The 16198-nt window shown below is 39.3% G+C and carries 16 protein-coding genes and 1 other RNA gene; 11 read left to right on the plus strand and 6 right to left on the minus strand.

Annotation, left to right across the window (positions count from 1 at the left end; all coding sequences use genetic code 11):
- Nucleotides 1–203 precede the first annotated feature (203 nt).
- Nucleotides 204–1367 carry a glycosyltransferase gene (locus OGI71_RS16455; protein WP_282250358.1) on the plus strand — a complete coding sequence of 388 codons (1164 nt, stop codon included), beginning with the start codon at nt 204–206 and terminating at the stop codon, nt 1365–1367.
- 22 nt (nt 1368–1389) lie between these two features.
- On the plus strand, nt 1390–2025 hold the full coding sequence (gene rsmG, locus OGI71_RS16460) for a 16S rRNA (guanine(527)-N(7))-methyltransferase RsmG (RefSeq protein WP_282250359.1): 636 nt from the start codon (nt 1390–1392) through the stop codon (nt 2023–2025).
- Here rsmG and OGI71_RS16465 read toward each other — a convergent pair whose 3' ends face one another.
- Nucleotides 2026–2616 carry a hypothetical protein gene (locus OGI71_RS16465; protein ID WP_282250360.1) on the minus strand — a complete coding sequence of 197 codons (591 nt, stop codon included), beginning with the start codon at nt 2614–2616 and terminating at the stop codon, nt 2026–2028.
- Between the two features lie 68 nt (nt 2617–2684).
- Entirely contained in the window at nt 2685–2918 is a 234-nt protein-coding gene (locus tag OGI71_RS16470; RefSeq protein WP_223583853.1) for a hypothetical protein, read from the minus strand.
- A 377-nt stretch (nt 2919–3295) separates the two neighbouring features.
- Between OGI71_RS16470 and dprA the strand changes: the two genes are divergently transcribed.
- The 5 genes from dprA (at nt 3296) to accD (ending at nt 7541) form a co-directional block, all read left to right on the plus strand.
- The gene (gene dprA / locus OGI71_RS16475) at nt 3296–4417 is read left to right on the plus strand and encodes a DNA-processing protein DprA (RefSeq protein WP_282250361.1); all 1122 of its coding nucleotides are present in this window, start codon (nt 3296–3298) and stop codon (nt 4415–4417) included.
- Between the two features lie 85 nt (nt 4418–4502).
- Nucleotides 4503–6005 (plus strand): MFS transporter, encoded by a 1503-nt coding sequence (locus OGI71_RS16480; protein ID WP_282250362.1) that lies wholly within the window; start codon nt 4503–4505, stop codon nt 6003–6005.
- Nucleotides 5998–6225, plus strand: coding sequence for a DUF6814 family protein (locus OGI71_RS16485; protein ID WP_282250363.1), 228 nt, complete (start codon nt 5998–6000; stop codon nt 6223–6225). The genes OGI71_RS16480 and OGI71_RS16485 overlap by 8 nt, the downstream gene beginning before the upstream one ends.
- Nucleotides 6226–6375: 150 nt before the next feature.
- An RNA gene (gene ffs / locus OGI71_RS16490) (signal recognition particle sRNA small type) lies at nt 6376–6473 on the plus strand.
- 225 nt (nt 6474–6698) lie between these two features.
- The gene (gene accD / locus OGI71_RS16495; protein ID WP_282250364.1) at nt 6699–7541 is read left to right on the plus strand and encodes an acetyl-CoA carboxylase, carboxyltransferase subunit beta; all 843 of its coding nucleotides are present in this window, start codon (nt 6699–6701) and stop codon (nt 7539–7541) included.
- Between the two features lie 91 nt (nt 7542–7632).
- Here accD and OGI71_RS16500 read toward each other — a convergent pair whose 3' ends face one another.
- Nucleotides 7633–7968: a hypothetical protein gene (locus tag OGI71_RS16500; protein ID WP_282250365.1), complete on the minus strand. Its 336-nt coding sequence runs from the start codon at nt 7966–7968 to the stop codon at nt 7633–7635.
- Between the two features lie 296 nt (nt 7969–8264).
- Between OGI71_RS16500 and OGI71_RS16505 the strand changes: the two genes are divergently transcribed.
- A complete protein-coding gene (locus OGI71_RS16505; RefSeq protein WP_077437903.1) occupies nt 8265–8600 on the plus strand; it encodes a MerR family transcriptional regulator in 336 nt (111 codons plus the stop codon).
- A gap of 155 nt (nt 8601–8755) precedes the next feature.
- Entirely contained in the window at nt 8756–9115 is a 360-nt protein-coding gene (locus tag OGI71_RS16510; RefSeq protein WP_282250366.1) for a DUF488 family protein, read from the plus strand.
- A 98-nt stretch (nt 9116–9213) separates the two neighbouring features.
- On the opposite strand, the gene OGI71_RS16515 is transcribed toward OGI71_RS16510, so the two are convergent.
- Complete coding sequence (locus OGI71_RS16515; protein WP_282250367.1) at nt 9214–9708, minus strand: metallophosphoesterase family protein; 495 nt, start codon at nt 9706–9708, stop codon at nt 9214–9216.
- A 3-nt stretch (nt 9709–9711) separates the two neighbouring features.
- Nucleotides 9712–10419 carry a methyltransferase gene (locus tag OGI71_RS16520; RefSeq protein WP_282250368.1) on the minus strand — a complete coding sequence of 236 codons (708 nt, stop codon included), beginning with the start codon at nt 10417–10419 and terminating at the stop codon, nt 9712–9714.
- A gap of 95 nt (nt 10420–10514) precedes the next feature.
- On the opposite strand from OGI71_RS16520, the gene OGI71_RS16525 reads away from it, so the two are divergent.
- Nucleotides 10515–11672, plus strand: coding sequence for a hypothetical protein (locus tag OGI71_RS16525; RefSeq protein ID WP_282250369.1), 1158 nt, complete (start codon nt 10515–10517; stop codon nt 11670–11672).
- 220 nt (nt 11673–11892) lie between these two features.
- Here OGI71_RS16525 and mutS read toward each other — a convergent pair whose 3' ends face one another.
- Nucleotides 11893–14499 (minus strand): DNA mismatch repair protein MutS, encoded by a 2607-nt coding sequence (gene mutS, locus OGI71_RS16530; RefSeq protein WP_282250370.1) that lies wholly within the window; start codon nt 14497–14499, stop codon nt 11893–11895.
- Nucleotides 14500–14643: 144 nt separating this feature from the next.
- On the opposite strand from mutS, the gene OGI71_RS16535 reads away from it, so the two are divergent.
- The gene (locus OGI71_RS16535; protein ID WP_282250372.1) at nt 14644–16170 is read left to right on the plus strand and encodes a TlpA disulfide reductase family protein; all 1527 of its coding nucleotides are present in this window, start codon (nt 14644–14646) and stop codon (nt 16168–16170) included.
- The last annotated feature ends 28 nt before the right edge of the window (nt 16171–16198 follow it).

The raw sequence follows: 16198 nt of genomic DNA on the forward strand, positions 1-16198 counted from the left end.
AATTATATTCCAGTAGACAGATTCCGCGTATGTTTTTTTTCATAACGCCAGTAAGACTGTTTTTCGTAACGGAAATAAGGTTCCGCTTACGGATATGTCACGCCCGTCTTTTCCTAAAATATGTTGCAAAAATACTATAAAAAGATTTGCAAACAGGATGTTTCAGGAATAAATTATCATTTTCCTTTATAAAAAGATTACGAATGCGCTTATCTTTGTGGGCTATGCTTGACCTACATGTATTTTTGGCCAATCTTCCATATATCATATTTGGGATATTAGGTCTTTTCCTATTGGCACAATTATATTACATCTTATTTGTTTACAGCAAATTGAGCAGGTACCAAATTGAAACGAATCAAACAGAAACCGATCTTCCTCCATTATCTGTCATTATCTGTGCGCACAATGAACAGGACAATCTTAGGGAATTTCTGCCCAGCATCCTCAATCAAGATTATACCAATTTCGAGGTCATTGTCGTAAATGATTTTTCTACAGACGAAACCCCTTGGGTACTTCAAGAATTTGATAAGCAATATGCTCATTTAAAGATTGTCGATATCAAAGAGCATATCCGGTTGAAACATGGTAAAAAATTCGCTGTGAGCATGGGGATCAAAGCTTCAAAATATGAAACTTTGGTATTTACCGATGCAGATTGCGTACCTCAATCTGATCAATGGTTGAAAGAAGTTGCTTCTGCCTTTAGACCAGAGACCGAAATCGTATTAGGCTATTCGCCCTATTTTAAGAAAAGAGGTTTACTCAATCTCTTAATCCGGTTTGAAACGAGCCACACTGCCATGAGTTACCTCTCCTATGCACTCAAAGGAGATGCCTATATGGGAGTCGGTCGAAATATGGCCTACAAAAAAGAGCTCTTCTTTCGAAATAAAGGATTTGCAGCACACATGCATATTAAATCTGGTGATGATGATCTTTTTGTCAATCAAAATGCAACAGCAATAAACGTCAATATCGCCCTTGCACCAGCTGCTATTGTTTACTCAGCTCCCAAAACAACCTGGAAAAGTTATTATAAACAAAAAGCAAGACATTCCGGTGCATCCACCATCTATAAAAAACGCCATCAACGCATGTTGGGAACCCAACTGGTTTCTGCGGTATTATTTTACCTGACTCTGATTGCTGTTACTATTGCATTCCCCACTTTTTGGTATGTCCCCCTTACAGCTTATCTATTGAGACTATTCGCACAATGGGCCGTTTTTACATCTATTTACAAGAAACTCGAAGTGAAAGAACTGATTTGGTGGCTTCCTTTGGTAGACTTCATCTACTATTTCTATATTTGCATCAATGGTTTGTTCAGCCGAAAAAAGAAAAAAATAAGCTGGAAATAATTCACCTTTAAAACATCACATTTTGAATCCTACAGTCGATATCATCTACGCCTACTTTCCGAAATTAACGGATGTACAGAAAGAACAGTTTGCCAAACTTGCAGACCTCTATACCTTATGGAATAGCCAGATCAATGTAATTTCACGTAAAGACATCGATAGTCTATACCTTCATCATGTATTACATTCATTGGGTATAGCCAAATTTGTGCAGGAATTAGCTCCAGGAACACAGGTTTTAGATGTGGGAACTGGCGGTGGTTTTCCCGGCATTCCTATGGCTATCTTATTTCCAGAAGTTAAGTTCCATTTAGTAGATTCTATCGGAAAAAAAATCAAAGTAGTTCGTGAGGTTGCAGCCGCTTTAGGACTTAAAAATGTTGAAGCCGATCATATTCGTGCCGAACAATTAGACGACAAATACGACTTCGTCATATCCCGAGCTGTAACCAGGCTCGGAGATTTTACACCTTGGATCCGAAACAAATTTACAAAAAAAGACAAAAACGGAATTCCAAACGGAATTCTCTACCTCAAAGGTGGCGACCTAAGTGAGGAAATTAAAGAATCCAAATTAAAAGCTGAATTGCACCCGCTTTCGAGTTACTTTAAGGAAGACTTCTTCGATACAAAATATTTGGTATACGTACCTATGTAGTTAAAGTTTTGCATTACCCATAGGAAACTGAAGTCGCCTATGGATAATGTCTACAGAATCTAGATAATATGTTAAGCACTTATGTATATAAGCGATCTTCTCATACCGATCATGCTCACGAAACCACTTTATAGCGGGTTCATAATATATCCTAAATTTGCGCAACGAATCTCCCGACAACTTACTGTATTCCTTCGTCAGCGGATACCATTCCTCTCGAATCAGATCCTGTTGGTATTCCTTTTCAAACTGTCGCTGAAGCTTTCTCGCATTCCGCCCTTTTCGACTCAACTTATTGTAGAGCTTATTAATACTCAGCCCTATCCCACCTTTCTTGGGCAAGTTAACCATCTCCTTGGTGTCTCCTAAGGCGTAAATGGATTTATAGCCTTCTTTTTTTTCGTTAAGCTTGTCCTCTGCCGGGTTATTTTTACGCTTAACCTGGATTGTATCTAATCGGAGTGTATCTTTCCCATTCTTCTTTTTTACGGTATCCTGCAAAACGAATTCTACAGGCTGAGCAAAAACAGGCAGATCAGAAGCCAAATAAACACAAAGAGCGATTAAAAATAGGAAACAAATACGTGCCATAGCTATAATTGATTACCCTAAGATAATCAACAGGAAATAGGGCCGAAATGACTTTAACGATCTTTAACTTATTGCCCCAGTTCCTTTTTGATCTCCTCACCGATTAGGTTAACCTCTTCGTCCATACCGAACATTGGCAACTCCGTTTCAGGATTCAGTTTCAACCAGGTGGTATCTGTATCCTTAATAATTTTTACATATTCCGTTCCATCTTTAAAGACAACATAGGTATCCTCCTCCTCCGGAAAAACAGAATAAATCACATCACCTAACTCGATATCAAAAGGTTCTTTCATTTCCATGCTAAAAATATTATTAATCAAGCAAAGCTACCAAATCCAGCACATTTTTTCCAAACACGACCTCAATTTCTTCTCCATAAAAGAAAGTCTGCAAATGATATTGCATCAAATGCAATAAGACAAATGAGCAATCCTGCTCAAAAAATCATCAGCCAGTCACAATGATATGAAACGTTTGGTACAGAAACTCTGCACGACTTACCATTTCTATAATGGCACAAAATCCAAGGCATATCATGATCTAGTGTATTTCTGTTGCACTTTCATCCAATCAAAGATTATACATGTGTTTAAAATAACCTTCAACACGAATTGCTTATTCTAATGAAAAGTCATACAAGATTTATAATTTTTCACTATATTTAAAGTACCCAATTATGAAACTAATCTATCCCATAGCTTTGACTAAGATCAAGGGCATTGGCCCTAGAACAGCCCGTAGTATCATAGCCCATAGTGATAGCTTAGCGGATTTCTTTTCCTATTCAAAAAAAGATCTGATGCAAATCCCTGGAGTAAGGGAATCAATTGCAGATGCCATACGCAACAAAACATACCTGGAAGCCTGTGAAAAAGAACTCGCTTTTATTGATAAACATCGTATCAAAGCCTTATGGATCGAAGATAAGGACTACCCTGATCGACTCAAGCAATGTGATGATGCTCCCCTCATGTTATATTACAAGGGACATGCTGCACTCAACACAACAAAAGTGATCAGTATCGTTGGGACGAGACATGCAACATATTATGGGCAGCAGCTATGCGAAGACTTTATTCAAGGCTTAAATGAAAATCAAGATCTTCTGATCGTCAGTGGTCTAGCATATGGTATTGATGCATTGGCACATCGCAACGCCCTAAAGAACAATATACCAACAGTTGCAGTGCTGGGACATGGATTGGATCGGATATACCCTGCCTCGCACCGGGAGCTTGCGTCAAAGATGCTCGAACACGGAGGCTTATTGACCGAATTTACATCTGAAACCATACCTGAGCGGGTCAATTTCCCGATGCGTAATCGCATTATCGCAGGAATGGCAGATGTCACGATCGTCGTAGAAGCAGCAATCAAAGGCGGAGCTTTGATTACCGCCGAGATAGCAAATAGCTATAATAGAGATGTATGTGCCTTTCCGGGATCCATTTACGAAAAGAGTAGTGAAGGAACCAACTATCTAATCAAAACAAATCGGGCACATATGATCAGACATGTTCAGGATCTCGAACATCTGATGAATTGGGAAATCAGTAAAAAAAATGAGACAAACCAACAATTAGCGCTTCCCTTTAAATTGGATAAGGATCAAGAGCGCCTTTTTAACCTCATTCATGCAACAGGACAACTGGAGCTTAATCAGATGATCGAACAGCTTCAATGGCCACAGAGTAAATTGGCGCTGGTCTTATTGGAATTGGAAATGCAATCACTGATCCATTCACTACCGGGAAAAGTCTATAAATCGCTTGGACAACCACTTGTAGCAACCAAATAAATTATCTGGAGGTTACACAACAAGATTTTAAATAATACATACAATATTTCTACAATAAGCAAACATAACACTAAACCAATTATTAATGAACGACAACAGTACAAAGAGCATCTGGAAAGTCATCGGAGCCTCTTCCATGGGGACACTTATTGAATGGTATGATTTTTTTATTTTCGGAAGTCTCTCCATCGTAATATCAACGAAGTTTTTCCCCTCCGACAATCCGACAGCAGCCTTTCTATCTACATTAGCCACTTTTGCCGCTGGATTTGTCGTACGCCCTTTCGGCGCCTTGTTTTTTGGTCGATTAGGCGATATCATAGGACGCAAATACACCTTTATGGTGACACTGATGCTCATGGGTGGTGCAACATTTTTGATCGGCTGTATCCCAAGCTATGCAAGCATCGGTTTTTGGGCGCCATTAATTGTACTGATCCTACGTCTCTTACAAGGGCTCGCTTTGGGGGGTGAATATGGAGGCGCAGCCACTTATGTTGCAGAACATGCGCCAGTGGGGCAACGCGGTTATTGGACTTCCTGGATACAGACGACAGCTACATTTGGTCTATTTATATCCCTCGTGGTGATTCTTTTAACCAAAAGTTTTCTGAGTGAAACACAGTTTGACAGTTGGGGCTGGCGCGTCCCTTTTCTGCTCTCCTTAGTTATGGTTTATGTATCATATCTCATCCGTAAAAAGATGAAGGAATCACCCGAGTTTAGTAAAGCTAAAGCTGAAGGGAAAACAAGTACAAATCCATTAAAAGAAAGTTTCGGGAATCGCTATAACCTCAAGTTTGTGTTACTAGCCCTATTTGGTGCAGCGATGGGGCAAGGTGTCGTTTGGTACACCGGTCAATTCTATTCCATGAGTTTCATGAAAACAGTCATGCATCTCCAATCTGATCAGGCTGATACCATTTTAGGTATCGCATTGCTGCTAGGCACCCCCTTCTTTGTCGTCTTTGGATGGCTTAGTGATAAAGTTGGCCGTAAATGGATTATGTTGGGCGGCATGCTCCTGGCTGTGCTGACCTACCGTCCAATCTATGAATCCATGTACCAGTTATCGAATGTTCAACAGAAAACAAAATTAAATGAAACAACAACACCAAGTACCAAGCAAAATTCAGCCATTGTTACCATCACCAAAAGTCAATATGACGATGGAACAGAAATGACCAGTTCAAAAATACAACATCAGACAGGTGAGCTTAAAGGAAAAGAAACGATTAAAACAACCACCCATTTGGCCGGTAAAAATTATATCCTACTCGTTGCCCTTATATTTATTCAGGTGATCTATATTACGATGGTATATGGACCCATTGCGGCATTTTTGGTCGAACTATTTCCCGTAAAAATCAGATATACGTCCATGTCTTTGCCCTACCACGTCGGTAATGGTATATTCGGAGGGCTCCTACCTGCAGTTTCCACTTACCTCACCACAAATGCTGAAGCTTCCAATACCCCACAATTTTATTTAGCGGGATTAGGATATCCCATCATTATAGCCGCTGTCTGCTTTATCATTGGTAGCCTATATATCAACAACAAATCAACACCTCCAAACCATGAATAATCTAAAAAAGCTTCTTGGTATCGTATGGATCATTTTGGCCATATACGCCGCATACTTTTCCATTTTTGAATTGGCATTACCTAAGATTTCAACAGGGCACCAAGAGGACCTGGTCTTTGGTATCATTATACTCTGTATCTTAACACCAATCATTTCTCTCGGTTTGGGGCTGTTTGGGTACTATTCTTTGTTGGGCGAGTACGACAGAGAGAAGATGTAATGCAATAAAAAACACTTTATGGCCATCTTAATGGATTATTTATACCAGCAAGATGGCCCTCCGAACAATTTATTCTAATGAGAATCAGCACCCTAGAATAAAAAGGCATTTTTTCTTTCCTAAAACTATTTTTTTTTCTACTTTTGTGGCGGGTAAGTCTTCTACGACCAGCTCCCATTGACTCCCCCAGGTTGGGAACAAAGCAAGGGTATTTGGTTGAGCGGTGCGATAGGAGTAGCTTACCCTTTTTTTGTGCCCAAATTTTTGGTTCAATGCTCCTGCTTAACCTTAATTCAGCTCCTTTTTTAACAAAACAATTTGCGTTCTAAACTGGTCTATTATTATACATCGGAATATTAAAAATTAAGCTTTCTAGACAAATACACTGATTTACTGCCATTTACATTCAACGCAATTATAATTGTATATAAAAGCATTTTTATCTAAGTTTGTAATCGAATAAGAACTATCGTATGAGTTGGTTTAAAAGAGAAAAAGCTGGTATTAGCACAGCTACCGCTAATAAAAAAGAAGCACCAGATGGCATGTGGAACAAGTGTCCCACTTGTAAAAAGCCGTTGTTGCATCTTGAACAAGTAGAAAACGACTATGTTTGTCAATATTGTGACCATCATTTAAGAATTGGCTCCAAAGAATATTTTTCAATTTTATTTGACAATAACGAATTTACTGAATTATTCCCTAATCTAAATTCTGGTGATCCACTGGAATTCTTCGATTCAAAACCATACCCTGAACGCTTAAAAGAAAGTCAGGCAAAAACAGGTCTGAAAGATGCAATACGCTCAGGTCACGGAAAAATGAATGGCAAAGACATCGTGATCGCTTGTATGGACTTTAGCTTCATTGGTGGATCAATGGGATCTGTTGTAGGAGAAAAAATTGCACGTTCGATTGATTACTGTATTGAACATAAAATTCCATTTATGCTGATCTCAAAATCAGGTGGTGCGCGTATGATGGAAGCGGCATTCTCTTTGATGCAAATGGCAAAAACTTCAGCTAAATTAGCTTTATTGGCGCAAGCGGGACTTCCTTATGTTTGTCTATTGACGGATCCAACAACAGGCGGTGTTACTGCATCCTATGCGATGCTAGGCGATGTAAACATTGCTGAACCGGGCGCGTTGATCGGATTTGCTGGCCCTCGTGTTATTAAAGAAACAATCAAAAAAGATCTTCCAAAAGGATTCCAAACATCCGAGTTTGTCCTTGAACATGGATTTTTGGACTTCATAGTTGACCGTAGACAATTAAAAAACAAAGTAGCTACTTATCTCAAATTGGTCGGATAAAACGGACAAAAGGAAAGCTAAATATAAAGAAGCTCTTAAAATATATTTTAAGAGCTTTTTTATGCTCTAATTAATTCCAGATTCACAATATTTATAAGTGATGCCAAAATGCCCAAATCTTCCTTTTTGACAAGTAATCGGGATCATCCTCGTGACGATAAGCTTCTCGCTCGAAAGAAATATGGAGATAGGCCTGATCAAAATCGTGCAAGCGAACAAAACGGATGACAAATTCACACAAATACCAGAGGTAGAACAACACAACCCCCAATTCCAATGCCTGGCGCAAATGGATGCGCTCATGACGGATTAATGCCCTATTATCTTTAAAAAAGCCATATTTTAGAAATATAATAGGAAAGATAGTAATCGCATTAGCTTTACCAAAAGAGAATAAATTTGTCCAAAATTTGCTAACTATAATCATACGATCAATCAAAATAGGTTTCAAACCTAGCCAAACTTAGCTAATTTAGCCTTCATTTACAATGATAACTATAATGCATAAATAGCAACATCATAGACTCAAGGTCTACAAACACTACAATAAGGCACACACCAAATGTTCATCACTTTTAAAAATCCGTTTGGAATCAGAAAACAATTCGCTATTACCGACTCATTTTCATAGCTCTATTTCCTCCTGAACTAAAATAAGAGATCGCAAAATTTCTTTTTGAACTGGAATTTTTATTAAGTTTGCTATAGATTAATTGCGAAGATATGCCGTACAAAGAGCGTGAAATAAATAAATTGTATTATACAATGGGAGAAGTGACAGAGATGTTTGATGTAAATGCATCCCAGATACGTTTTTATGAGCGTGAATTTGATATTCTTCAACCCAAGAAAAATAAAAAGGGCAACCGTCTCTTTACGCAAGAAGATATCGCAAACCTCAAAATCATCTTCAATCTTGTCAAAGAAAAAGGATATACGCTACAAGGCGCAAGAGACTATCTCCGTGACAATAAATCCGAAGCAAAAGAAAATCAACGCGTAGTGGACTCTTTAGAACGGTTAAAAAGCTTTCTCTTGGAAGTACGTGATTCCTTATAAGCAATCAAAGATACGCTGTCCTACGACTACTTTATCCCGAAAATTGGTTACTATCAAGAGAGAACACGAAATAAACGGCTTCCGCTTTTCACTTAAAATCATATATTTATAGTATTGTAATCCATCGCGTAATATAATCTATAAAAAGCAACCCCATGAAGATCGTGATAAAAAGGATTTATGATCTACCCTCACCCGATGATGGTTATCGTATGCTTATCGACAGACTTTGGCCACGTGGAATGACTAAGGAAAAAGCGAGTTTGTCAGAATGGAATAAAGACCTATCCCCCTCCTCAGAGCTCCGTGTCTGGTTTCACCAAAACCCAGATCTATGGGATGATTTCGCAAAAAAATATAGAGAAGAACTCGATCAGCAGGACTTTGGAAAAAAATGGCTGGAAGCCCATAGGCAACAAACCGTCACGACATTGCTGTATGCAGCTAACAACAAATTACACACACATGCCACAATTTTGCAGCAATATCTAAAGGACCTTCAATTGACTATGTAATCGATATGCTTACGGATTCCTGCATTGGGCTAGCGGCAGCAATTTTTCTGGCAAATAAAATCTGATCTATAGAAGTCTTTAAATAGATCTTTTATTGGCTATCTCTCATTAAGTTCAATAACTTCTAGGTTTTCGATCTTATCTTTATTTATCTCAAAGCGCATGAGTGTTCTTACTTTATGCCAACCATGTTTTCCTGCAGCTCCAGGATTGAGATGAAGACAACTGATTTTCGGGTCAAACACAACTTTAAGAATATGGGAGTGTCCTGTGATAAACAACTTAGGTGGATTTGCCATTAACTCGGCCTTTATCCGTGCTGCATACTTGCCAGGATAACCACCAATATGGGTCATAAAAACCTCCACCTTCTCACAGGTAAATCGCAAATCCTCGGGAAAACGTAAGCGAAGATCTTTTCCGTCAATATTACCGTATACCCCACGCAAAGGCTTAAAAGCTTCCAATTGGTCCGCGACATCAGCATCGCCAAAATCTCCCGCGTGCCAAATTTCATCACAATCAGCAAAGTACTTGAATACAGATTCATCTAAATAAGAATGTGTATCCGAAAGAAGTCCAATTTTTGTCATAGTCTAGAAAGCTAAAAAATAAGGTGCCAAGGCGTCCTTGTAAGATTCCGAGTAAATGCCTTTGGATTTATAAATCACAAATTCGCGCTGGTCAATCGCCGTTGTCTGCATGCGCCCAAAGGTCACAATCTTTCGAATAACAGGATCCCTATCGAATGATCTTATCTGAATTTCAACAGTACAATACAACCCATGATCAATCGCTAGTGCGGTTAGGGTTTCTGCAAGTTGAGTAGGGAGAATCAAAACGAGATTACCCCCGAAAGTTAAATGCAACGATGCAAAGTATAGCAATTCACGGAAAAAGTCCAGATCAGTGTGCCGGGCCAATTTCCTCCGCGCATCTGGGTTATGCAACGAATCTGTATAAAAAGGAGGATTCGATACAATCAGATCATAGAGTTCGCCTGTTTGCAATTGTTGAAATGACTTGGCATGCAATACAAGACGGCTCTGAAAAATCGAATTACTGAAGTTTCTGCGCGCCATCTCTGCAGCCAACGCATCTATTTCCACAGCCTCTATCTGACTATCTATCAAGCGTTGAGCCAGCATAAGGGCAATCACGCCAGTACCGGTACCCACATCCAAAACACGTTTTGCACCCTTTGTATCAACCAATGATGCCAGCAATACCCCATCCGTATTGATCTTCATCGCACAATTGGATTGATCAACTTCAAATTGTTTAAATCGAAATATTGACGCCATGAGCCAAAGATAAAACTTTTGGAATGTTTGCTGCAAAATAACGACAGCATCATACAATTAATTTGTTAATTTAGTCTCTGATAAATCCATAAGCCATGATGATCCGTCAGTTCATTTTTGCAGTATTCCTATTAATCTGTTTCCCTGCGACACAAAAGGTATGGGCACAGGAAACATGTGAAAAACACACCGCAGAAATCCTCCCCCTACTAACAGGTACACTGAACAACAATGAGTTCAACCGAATAGAACCATTATTAAATACCCTACAAGCCAGTTGTGGTGTAACGGAATTTGGCCAACGTTTGCGGATTCTTCTGCTCATAATCGAAAAAAAGAATAGTTCCGTAGAAATTGAACGTTATATCAACAATCAATTGGATAAGACATTTGTTCAACGCTTAGATGCGGCCGACCGGGATGACTTTGCGGATCAGTATGAACAAAATAAAGAAAAGTACAATTTCTACCCCTTGCGACATCCCTTGGATAATTTAATCAAGATCAGAGCCAAGGCACTCGTGTCATCAGGCAATTATACGCTCAATAATGATGAAAGAGATATTCTTCACCTATTTGCTGACACGGACACTCCGGAAAATGGGCAAGCAGACCAGGATTATACCCAAGATGCTGAAAGACCTATTACCCCTCCTAAAACCTATGGGAACAGAAGTAAATCCAAATTAGGTTATGTCCCTTTGGTCGGTGTAATGAGTCCCTTAGGTGGTTCGAATAAGATCTTTGGCAGCAATGTCACCTTAGGGTTTATGTTGATGAGTTCTTTGGAACGTAAATTTATCTTCGAGGGAGGTTTTAAAGTACGGATCAATTCAAATGATAGAAATATCGACTATAATTATGAAGGGTCCAATGTTACGGTCAATTCCTCCGCAACGGGATTTATAGGCGGTGCTGTAGGATACAAAATTTTTGATAATGAAAAATGTATTCTGATTCCCAAGGGAATAATAGGAATAGATATTACAGATACAGGTATTACGGAAAGTATCTATTCAGACGGTTATTATGATCCAGACGGCTACTACTACGAGGGTGGTTACAACGATCGCATGGTCACCATTAACAATGTGCACCTGGGATTGGGCTTCGCCTCTCTTTTTCAGATGAAGAATAAGAAATATGTTGGTATTGAACTTGGTTATCACTATGCACCTTATGACGCAAGCAGCAAGGTCCTGACACCGATACAATCAAACTATGGGAGTGTAGAAGTCTTTTTCAGATTTTAGTTTAAAATAAAACCTTCATGCTCTCACAAGTACAAACAGCTATGAAAATCGAATGAAGGTTCTTTCTTGCAAATAAATAAAGCGAAGCGAGCTCATTGATACCTTAAAGAATACGGATCAATAAAAAACAGACCATTCAGAAAAAAAAATACCATTCATTTAGCGACAACAATGGTTCATGCTAAATGAATGGTATTTTCTTAAGCGGTTATATCACTCGTTAATTTTTTAGTAAACGCTGGATTTCATCCAGTTTCATCAATGCTTCCACAGGAGTCAGCGAGTTAACATCCAGGTTATTCAACATATCGCGAATTTTATTTAAAACAGGATCATCAATAGAGAACATCTGCAATTGGTAAGCCTGTTTCTGAATCTTACGCATACTATCTTTGATCTGCTCCCCACCAGTACGTTCCTGTTCCAATCGTTTTAAAATCTGATTGGCACGGTTCAATAACTTTGGCGGCATCCCCGCCAGCTTGGCAACATGGATACCAAAACTATGCTCCGATCCCCCTGGTACCAGTTTACGCAAAAAGATCACTTTATTATTGACCTCCTTTACAGTTACATTATAATTTTTGATACGGTCAAGCGAAGTTGACAGCTCGTTCAATTCATGATAGTGTGTCGCAAAGAGAGTCTTCGCTTTAGCCGCAGGATGATTATGCAAATATTCTGCTATCGCCCAAGCGATTGAAATTCCATCATAGGTACTTGTTCCACGTCCAATTTCGTCCAAAAGGATCAAACTCCGATCAGACAAATTATTCATGATACTGGCCGTTTCGTTCATCTCCACCATAAATGTAGATTCACCTGAAGAAAGGTTATCTGAAGCCCCTACACGAGTAAATATCTTATCGACCAAGCCTATTTTAGCTTCCTTGGCTGGCACAAAACAACCGATCTGCGCCATCAATACAATCAAGCCAGTCTGACGGAGCAGGGCCGATTTACCGGCCATATTGGGACCAGTAATAATAATAATCTGCTGCGCTTTCGGATCAAGATAAGTATCGTTGGTAATATAGTCCTCCCCTATAGGTAGATTTTTTTCGATAACAGGATGACGTCCGCCCTTGATATCCAAAATCTTACTATCGCTAACTACCGGTTTAACATAGTAGTTTTTCTCGGCGACGATAGCAAAGTTGAGTAAAACATCCAACTTCGCAATAAGTTGTGCATTTAGCTGAACCGGCTTAATATATGCTGCAATGGCAGCCATTAGCTCGGCATACAATCTATTTTCCAATGCCTGGATCTTTTCCTCCGCCCCAAGAATCTGCTCTTCATATTCTTTGAGTTCCTCTGTGATATATCGTTCGGCATTCACCAAAGTCTGCTTACGTATCCATGTTGTTGGAACCTTGTCTTTATGCGTATTGGTTACCTCAAGGTAATAACCAAAGACATTGTTAAATGCTATTTTTAAAGATGGTATACCCGTCAATTCAGATTCCCTCTTTTGAATTTCCAGCAAATAATCTTTACCGCCAAAAGAAATCTTGCGAAGGCGATCCAGTTCCGCATCCACTCCCGCAGCGATTACACTACCCTTATTGATTGCCACAGGAGGTTCTGCCTGCAATTGTTGTTCAATCCGTTCACGAATCGCCACGCAGGCATCCAATTGATCGGAAATCAGGGCCAAAGACTGCGCATCCTTACGGTCGGTCAATTCCTTGAGCTTTTCAATAGCATATAATGCGCGTTTCAATTGGACGATCTCTCTGGGATTAGCTTTTTGGAGTCCGATTTTTGATATCAACCGTTCCAGGTCACCGACTTGCTTGATCTGGCCGATCAGGTCGTCCCGCAGTTCACGGTTGTTAAAAAAGAAATCCACGACATCCAAACGTTCCTGGATACCCTTTTTATCTTTCAATGGCATTACAATCCAGCGCTTGAGTAGCCGTGCGCCCATTGGACTGGCTGTATGATCGAGGACATCCGATAGGGTAACAGCATTTTCATTCATGGAACCAATCAGTTCCAGATTACGGATCGTAAATCGATCGAGCCACATAAACCGGTCCTCTTCGATCCGTGAAAGCGTAGAGATATGTTGTAGGTTACGGTGTTCCGTCTCATTGAGGTAATGCAGTGCAACGCCAGCAGCAACGATGCCAGCCGGCATCCGGTCCACACCAAAGCCTTTCAGCGAAGCCACTTCAAAGTGCTTTAGCAACGCTTCGGTAGCATAATCTCCGGTATAAGGCCACTCATCCAAAAAATAAGTGTAATAATGTGCCCCGAATTGTTCGATAAAATCCTTACTCTGTTTCTTTGGCAAAATAATTTCAGTCGGTTTGAAACCCTGAAGTAGTTTATCGATGTAAGATGTACTTCCCTGAGCAACCAGAAATTCACCCGTCGAAATATCCAAAAAAGCAATACCGATCTTATCCTTATCCGTAAAAATAGAAGCGAGATAGTTATTCGATTTCTGTTGAACAATATTATCGTTGTAAGAGACACCCGGAGTAACCAATTCGGTGACACCGCGTTTAACGATCGTCTTGGTTGTTTTGGGATCCTCCAGCTGATCACAGATTGCTACCCGTTGACCTGCACGCACCAATTTAGGGAGATAAGTCTCCAGAGAGTGGTGCGGAAACCCCGCTAAAGCCGTTTCTGATTCAGAACCATTTCCCCGCTTGGTCAAAACGATACCCAAAATCTGAGCCGCCTTGATCGCATCCTCACCAAATGTCTCGTAAAAATCGCCAACACGGAACAACAATAACGCCCCAGGATACTTGATCTTGATCGCATTATACTGCTGCATTAACGGTGTTACTTTCTTTTCTTTTGCCAACTTCTAAAATCAAATTTGTGAAGCGTAAAAATAGGATAATATCATCGCTTTGACAAATTACAATATCGAACAAATTTTAACATTAATTAAGAGGGCATGATTTTTTTAAATTAATATATTTGACTTACATATAAACCACTTGTTATGAAAGTCTATATTATTGCCTTATTGCTTCCACTATGGCTGCCATGTATGCTTTATGCACAAAAGAATCTTGAACCACTTTCTCTAACGGATAATTCCTATGATCAATTGAGTAAAAAGCAACTGGCGAAAGTGACCGGTAAAATCCTAAATGCAAGTCAAGAAGATCTATCCAAAATCCAAATCCAGTACAGTATCGTCAATTTAATAGGAACTCATCAAAGTAAAGCAACGATACCAGTAAACGCTGATGGCACATTCGAATTTAGACAAACGCATAATCTTCCCTATCAGCAGGTCTGGTTCAAATTGGGTGACTACGTCTATACCTGTCTTTACCTCCAAGACTGTTTAGAACTTATCTTTGATTTAGAAAAGCTGAAGAAGAAAAATGTTTACATGATCGGTGATGGCATTTCCTTCGCTGGAAAAGATGCAGAAGTAAATCGACAGATGAATGAATATACCTTATTTGATAAAAAACATAATCCCGATTTTTATAAACCCCTCCAATCACTTGAAGCCAAGGACTCACACTTTCAGCAAAAATTAGACTCTCTATTTACGATTCAAAGAAATACAAATACTGCCTTTTATAAAGCGTATAATACAACCTGTAAGCCATTAATTGATGCAGCGACCAATGCAGAGTATACGTACAAGCTGTTGAGTTACTATCTGACTAATAAAATCAAAAAAGAAATCGGCGATGGTCTGTTAATCCCAATTTACTCCATTTCCAATGAAGTTAGCGATTATTACCGATTTCTACATTACTATACCAAATATGTCCTCTATCCTGACAATGCAAGTCGTGGCGATTTTGTAAAAGTATCCGAATATATTGCCAAAACTTTTCCAGACAATTATGCGGATATCGTCAACCTAAGATTCGAGGATGGAGATATTCAAACGCAAAATGCTATCTATAGTATCATCCTGCCAAAATTAAAGAGTACATGGGCCAAGGAAAACCTCGGTATTGAAATAAGGAATTTAACAACCAAGCAGGAAAAACTAAAAAGGATGCTCGACACTGCACCTACAAAATCCGTACAAAGCTCTTTAGGCACATTAATTAGAGAGCTCCCTTTCGATGCAGCATTATTATTGAATAACACGAAAAGTGGCGCCGAGCTTATTCAAACCATAAAAGCAAAATATCCAAACAAACTAATTTTATTAGATTTATGGGCGACCTGGTGTGGACCCTGTCTTGATCAGATGCCCTATAGCAAAAAACTACATCACCAAGCAAAAGAGGCAAAACTTCCTATAGAATTTATTTATCTATGTACCGACGCTTCCTCTGATCAACAAAAATGGGTCAACAAAGTAGTAGAACTGGAACAGCCAGGTACACATCTGTTTGTCGGAAATAATTTGATTAGCGAACTATTTTCCCTATTTAACCGTTCCGGATTTCCAACATATGTTGTTATAAAACCGAATGGCGAAATAGATACAAAAGCCATATCGTGGATGAGTGGTGTAACTTTGGAAAAATTAAAAGAAATGATGAATTAATACATGGAAGTATAACTTTTTGATGGTA

The organism is Sphingobacterium sp. ML3W (genome assembly GCF_029542085.1).
In the GTDB taxonomy this organism is placed as follows: domain Bacteria; phylum Bacteroidota; class Bacteroidia; order Sphingobacteriales; family Sphingobacteriaceae; genus Sphingobacterium.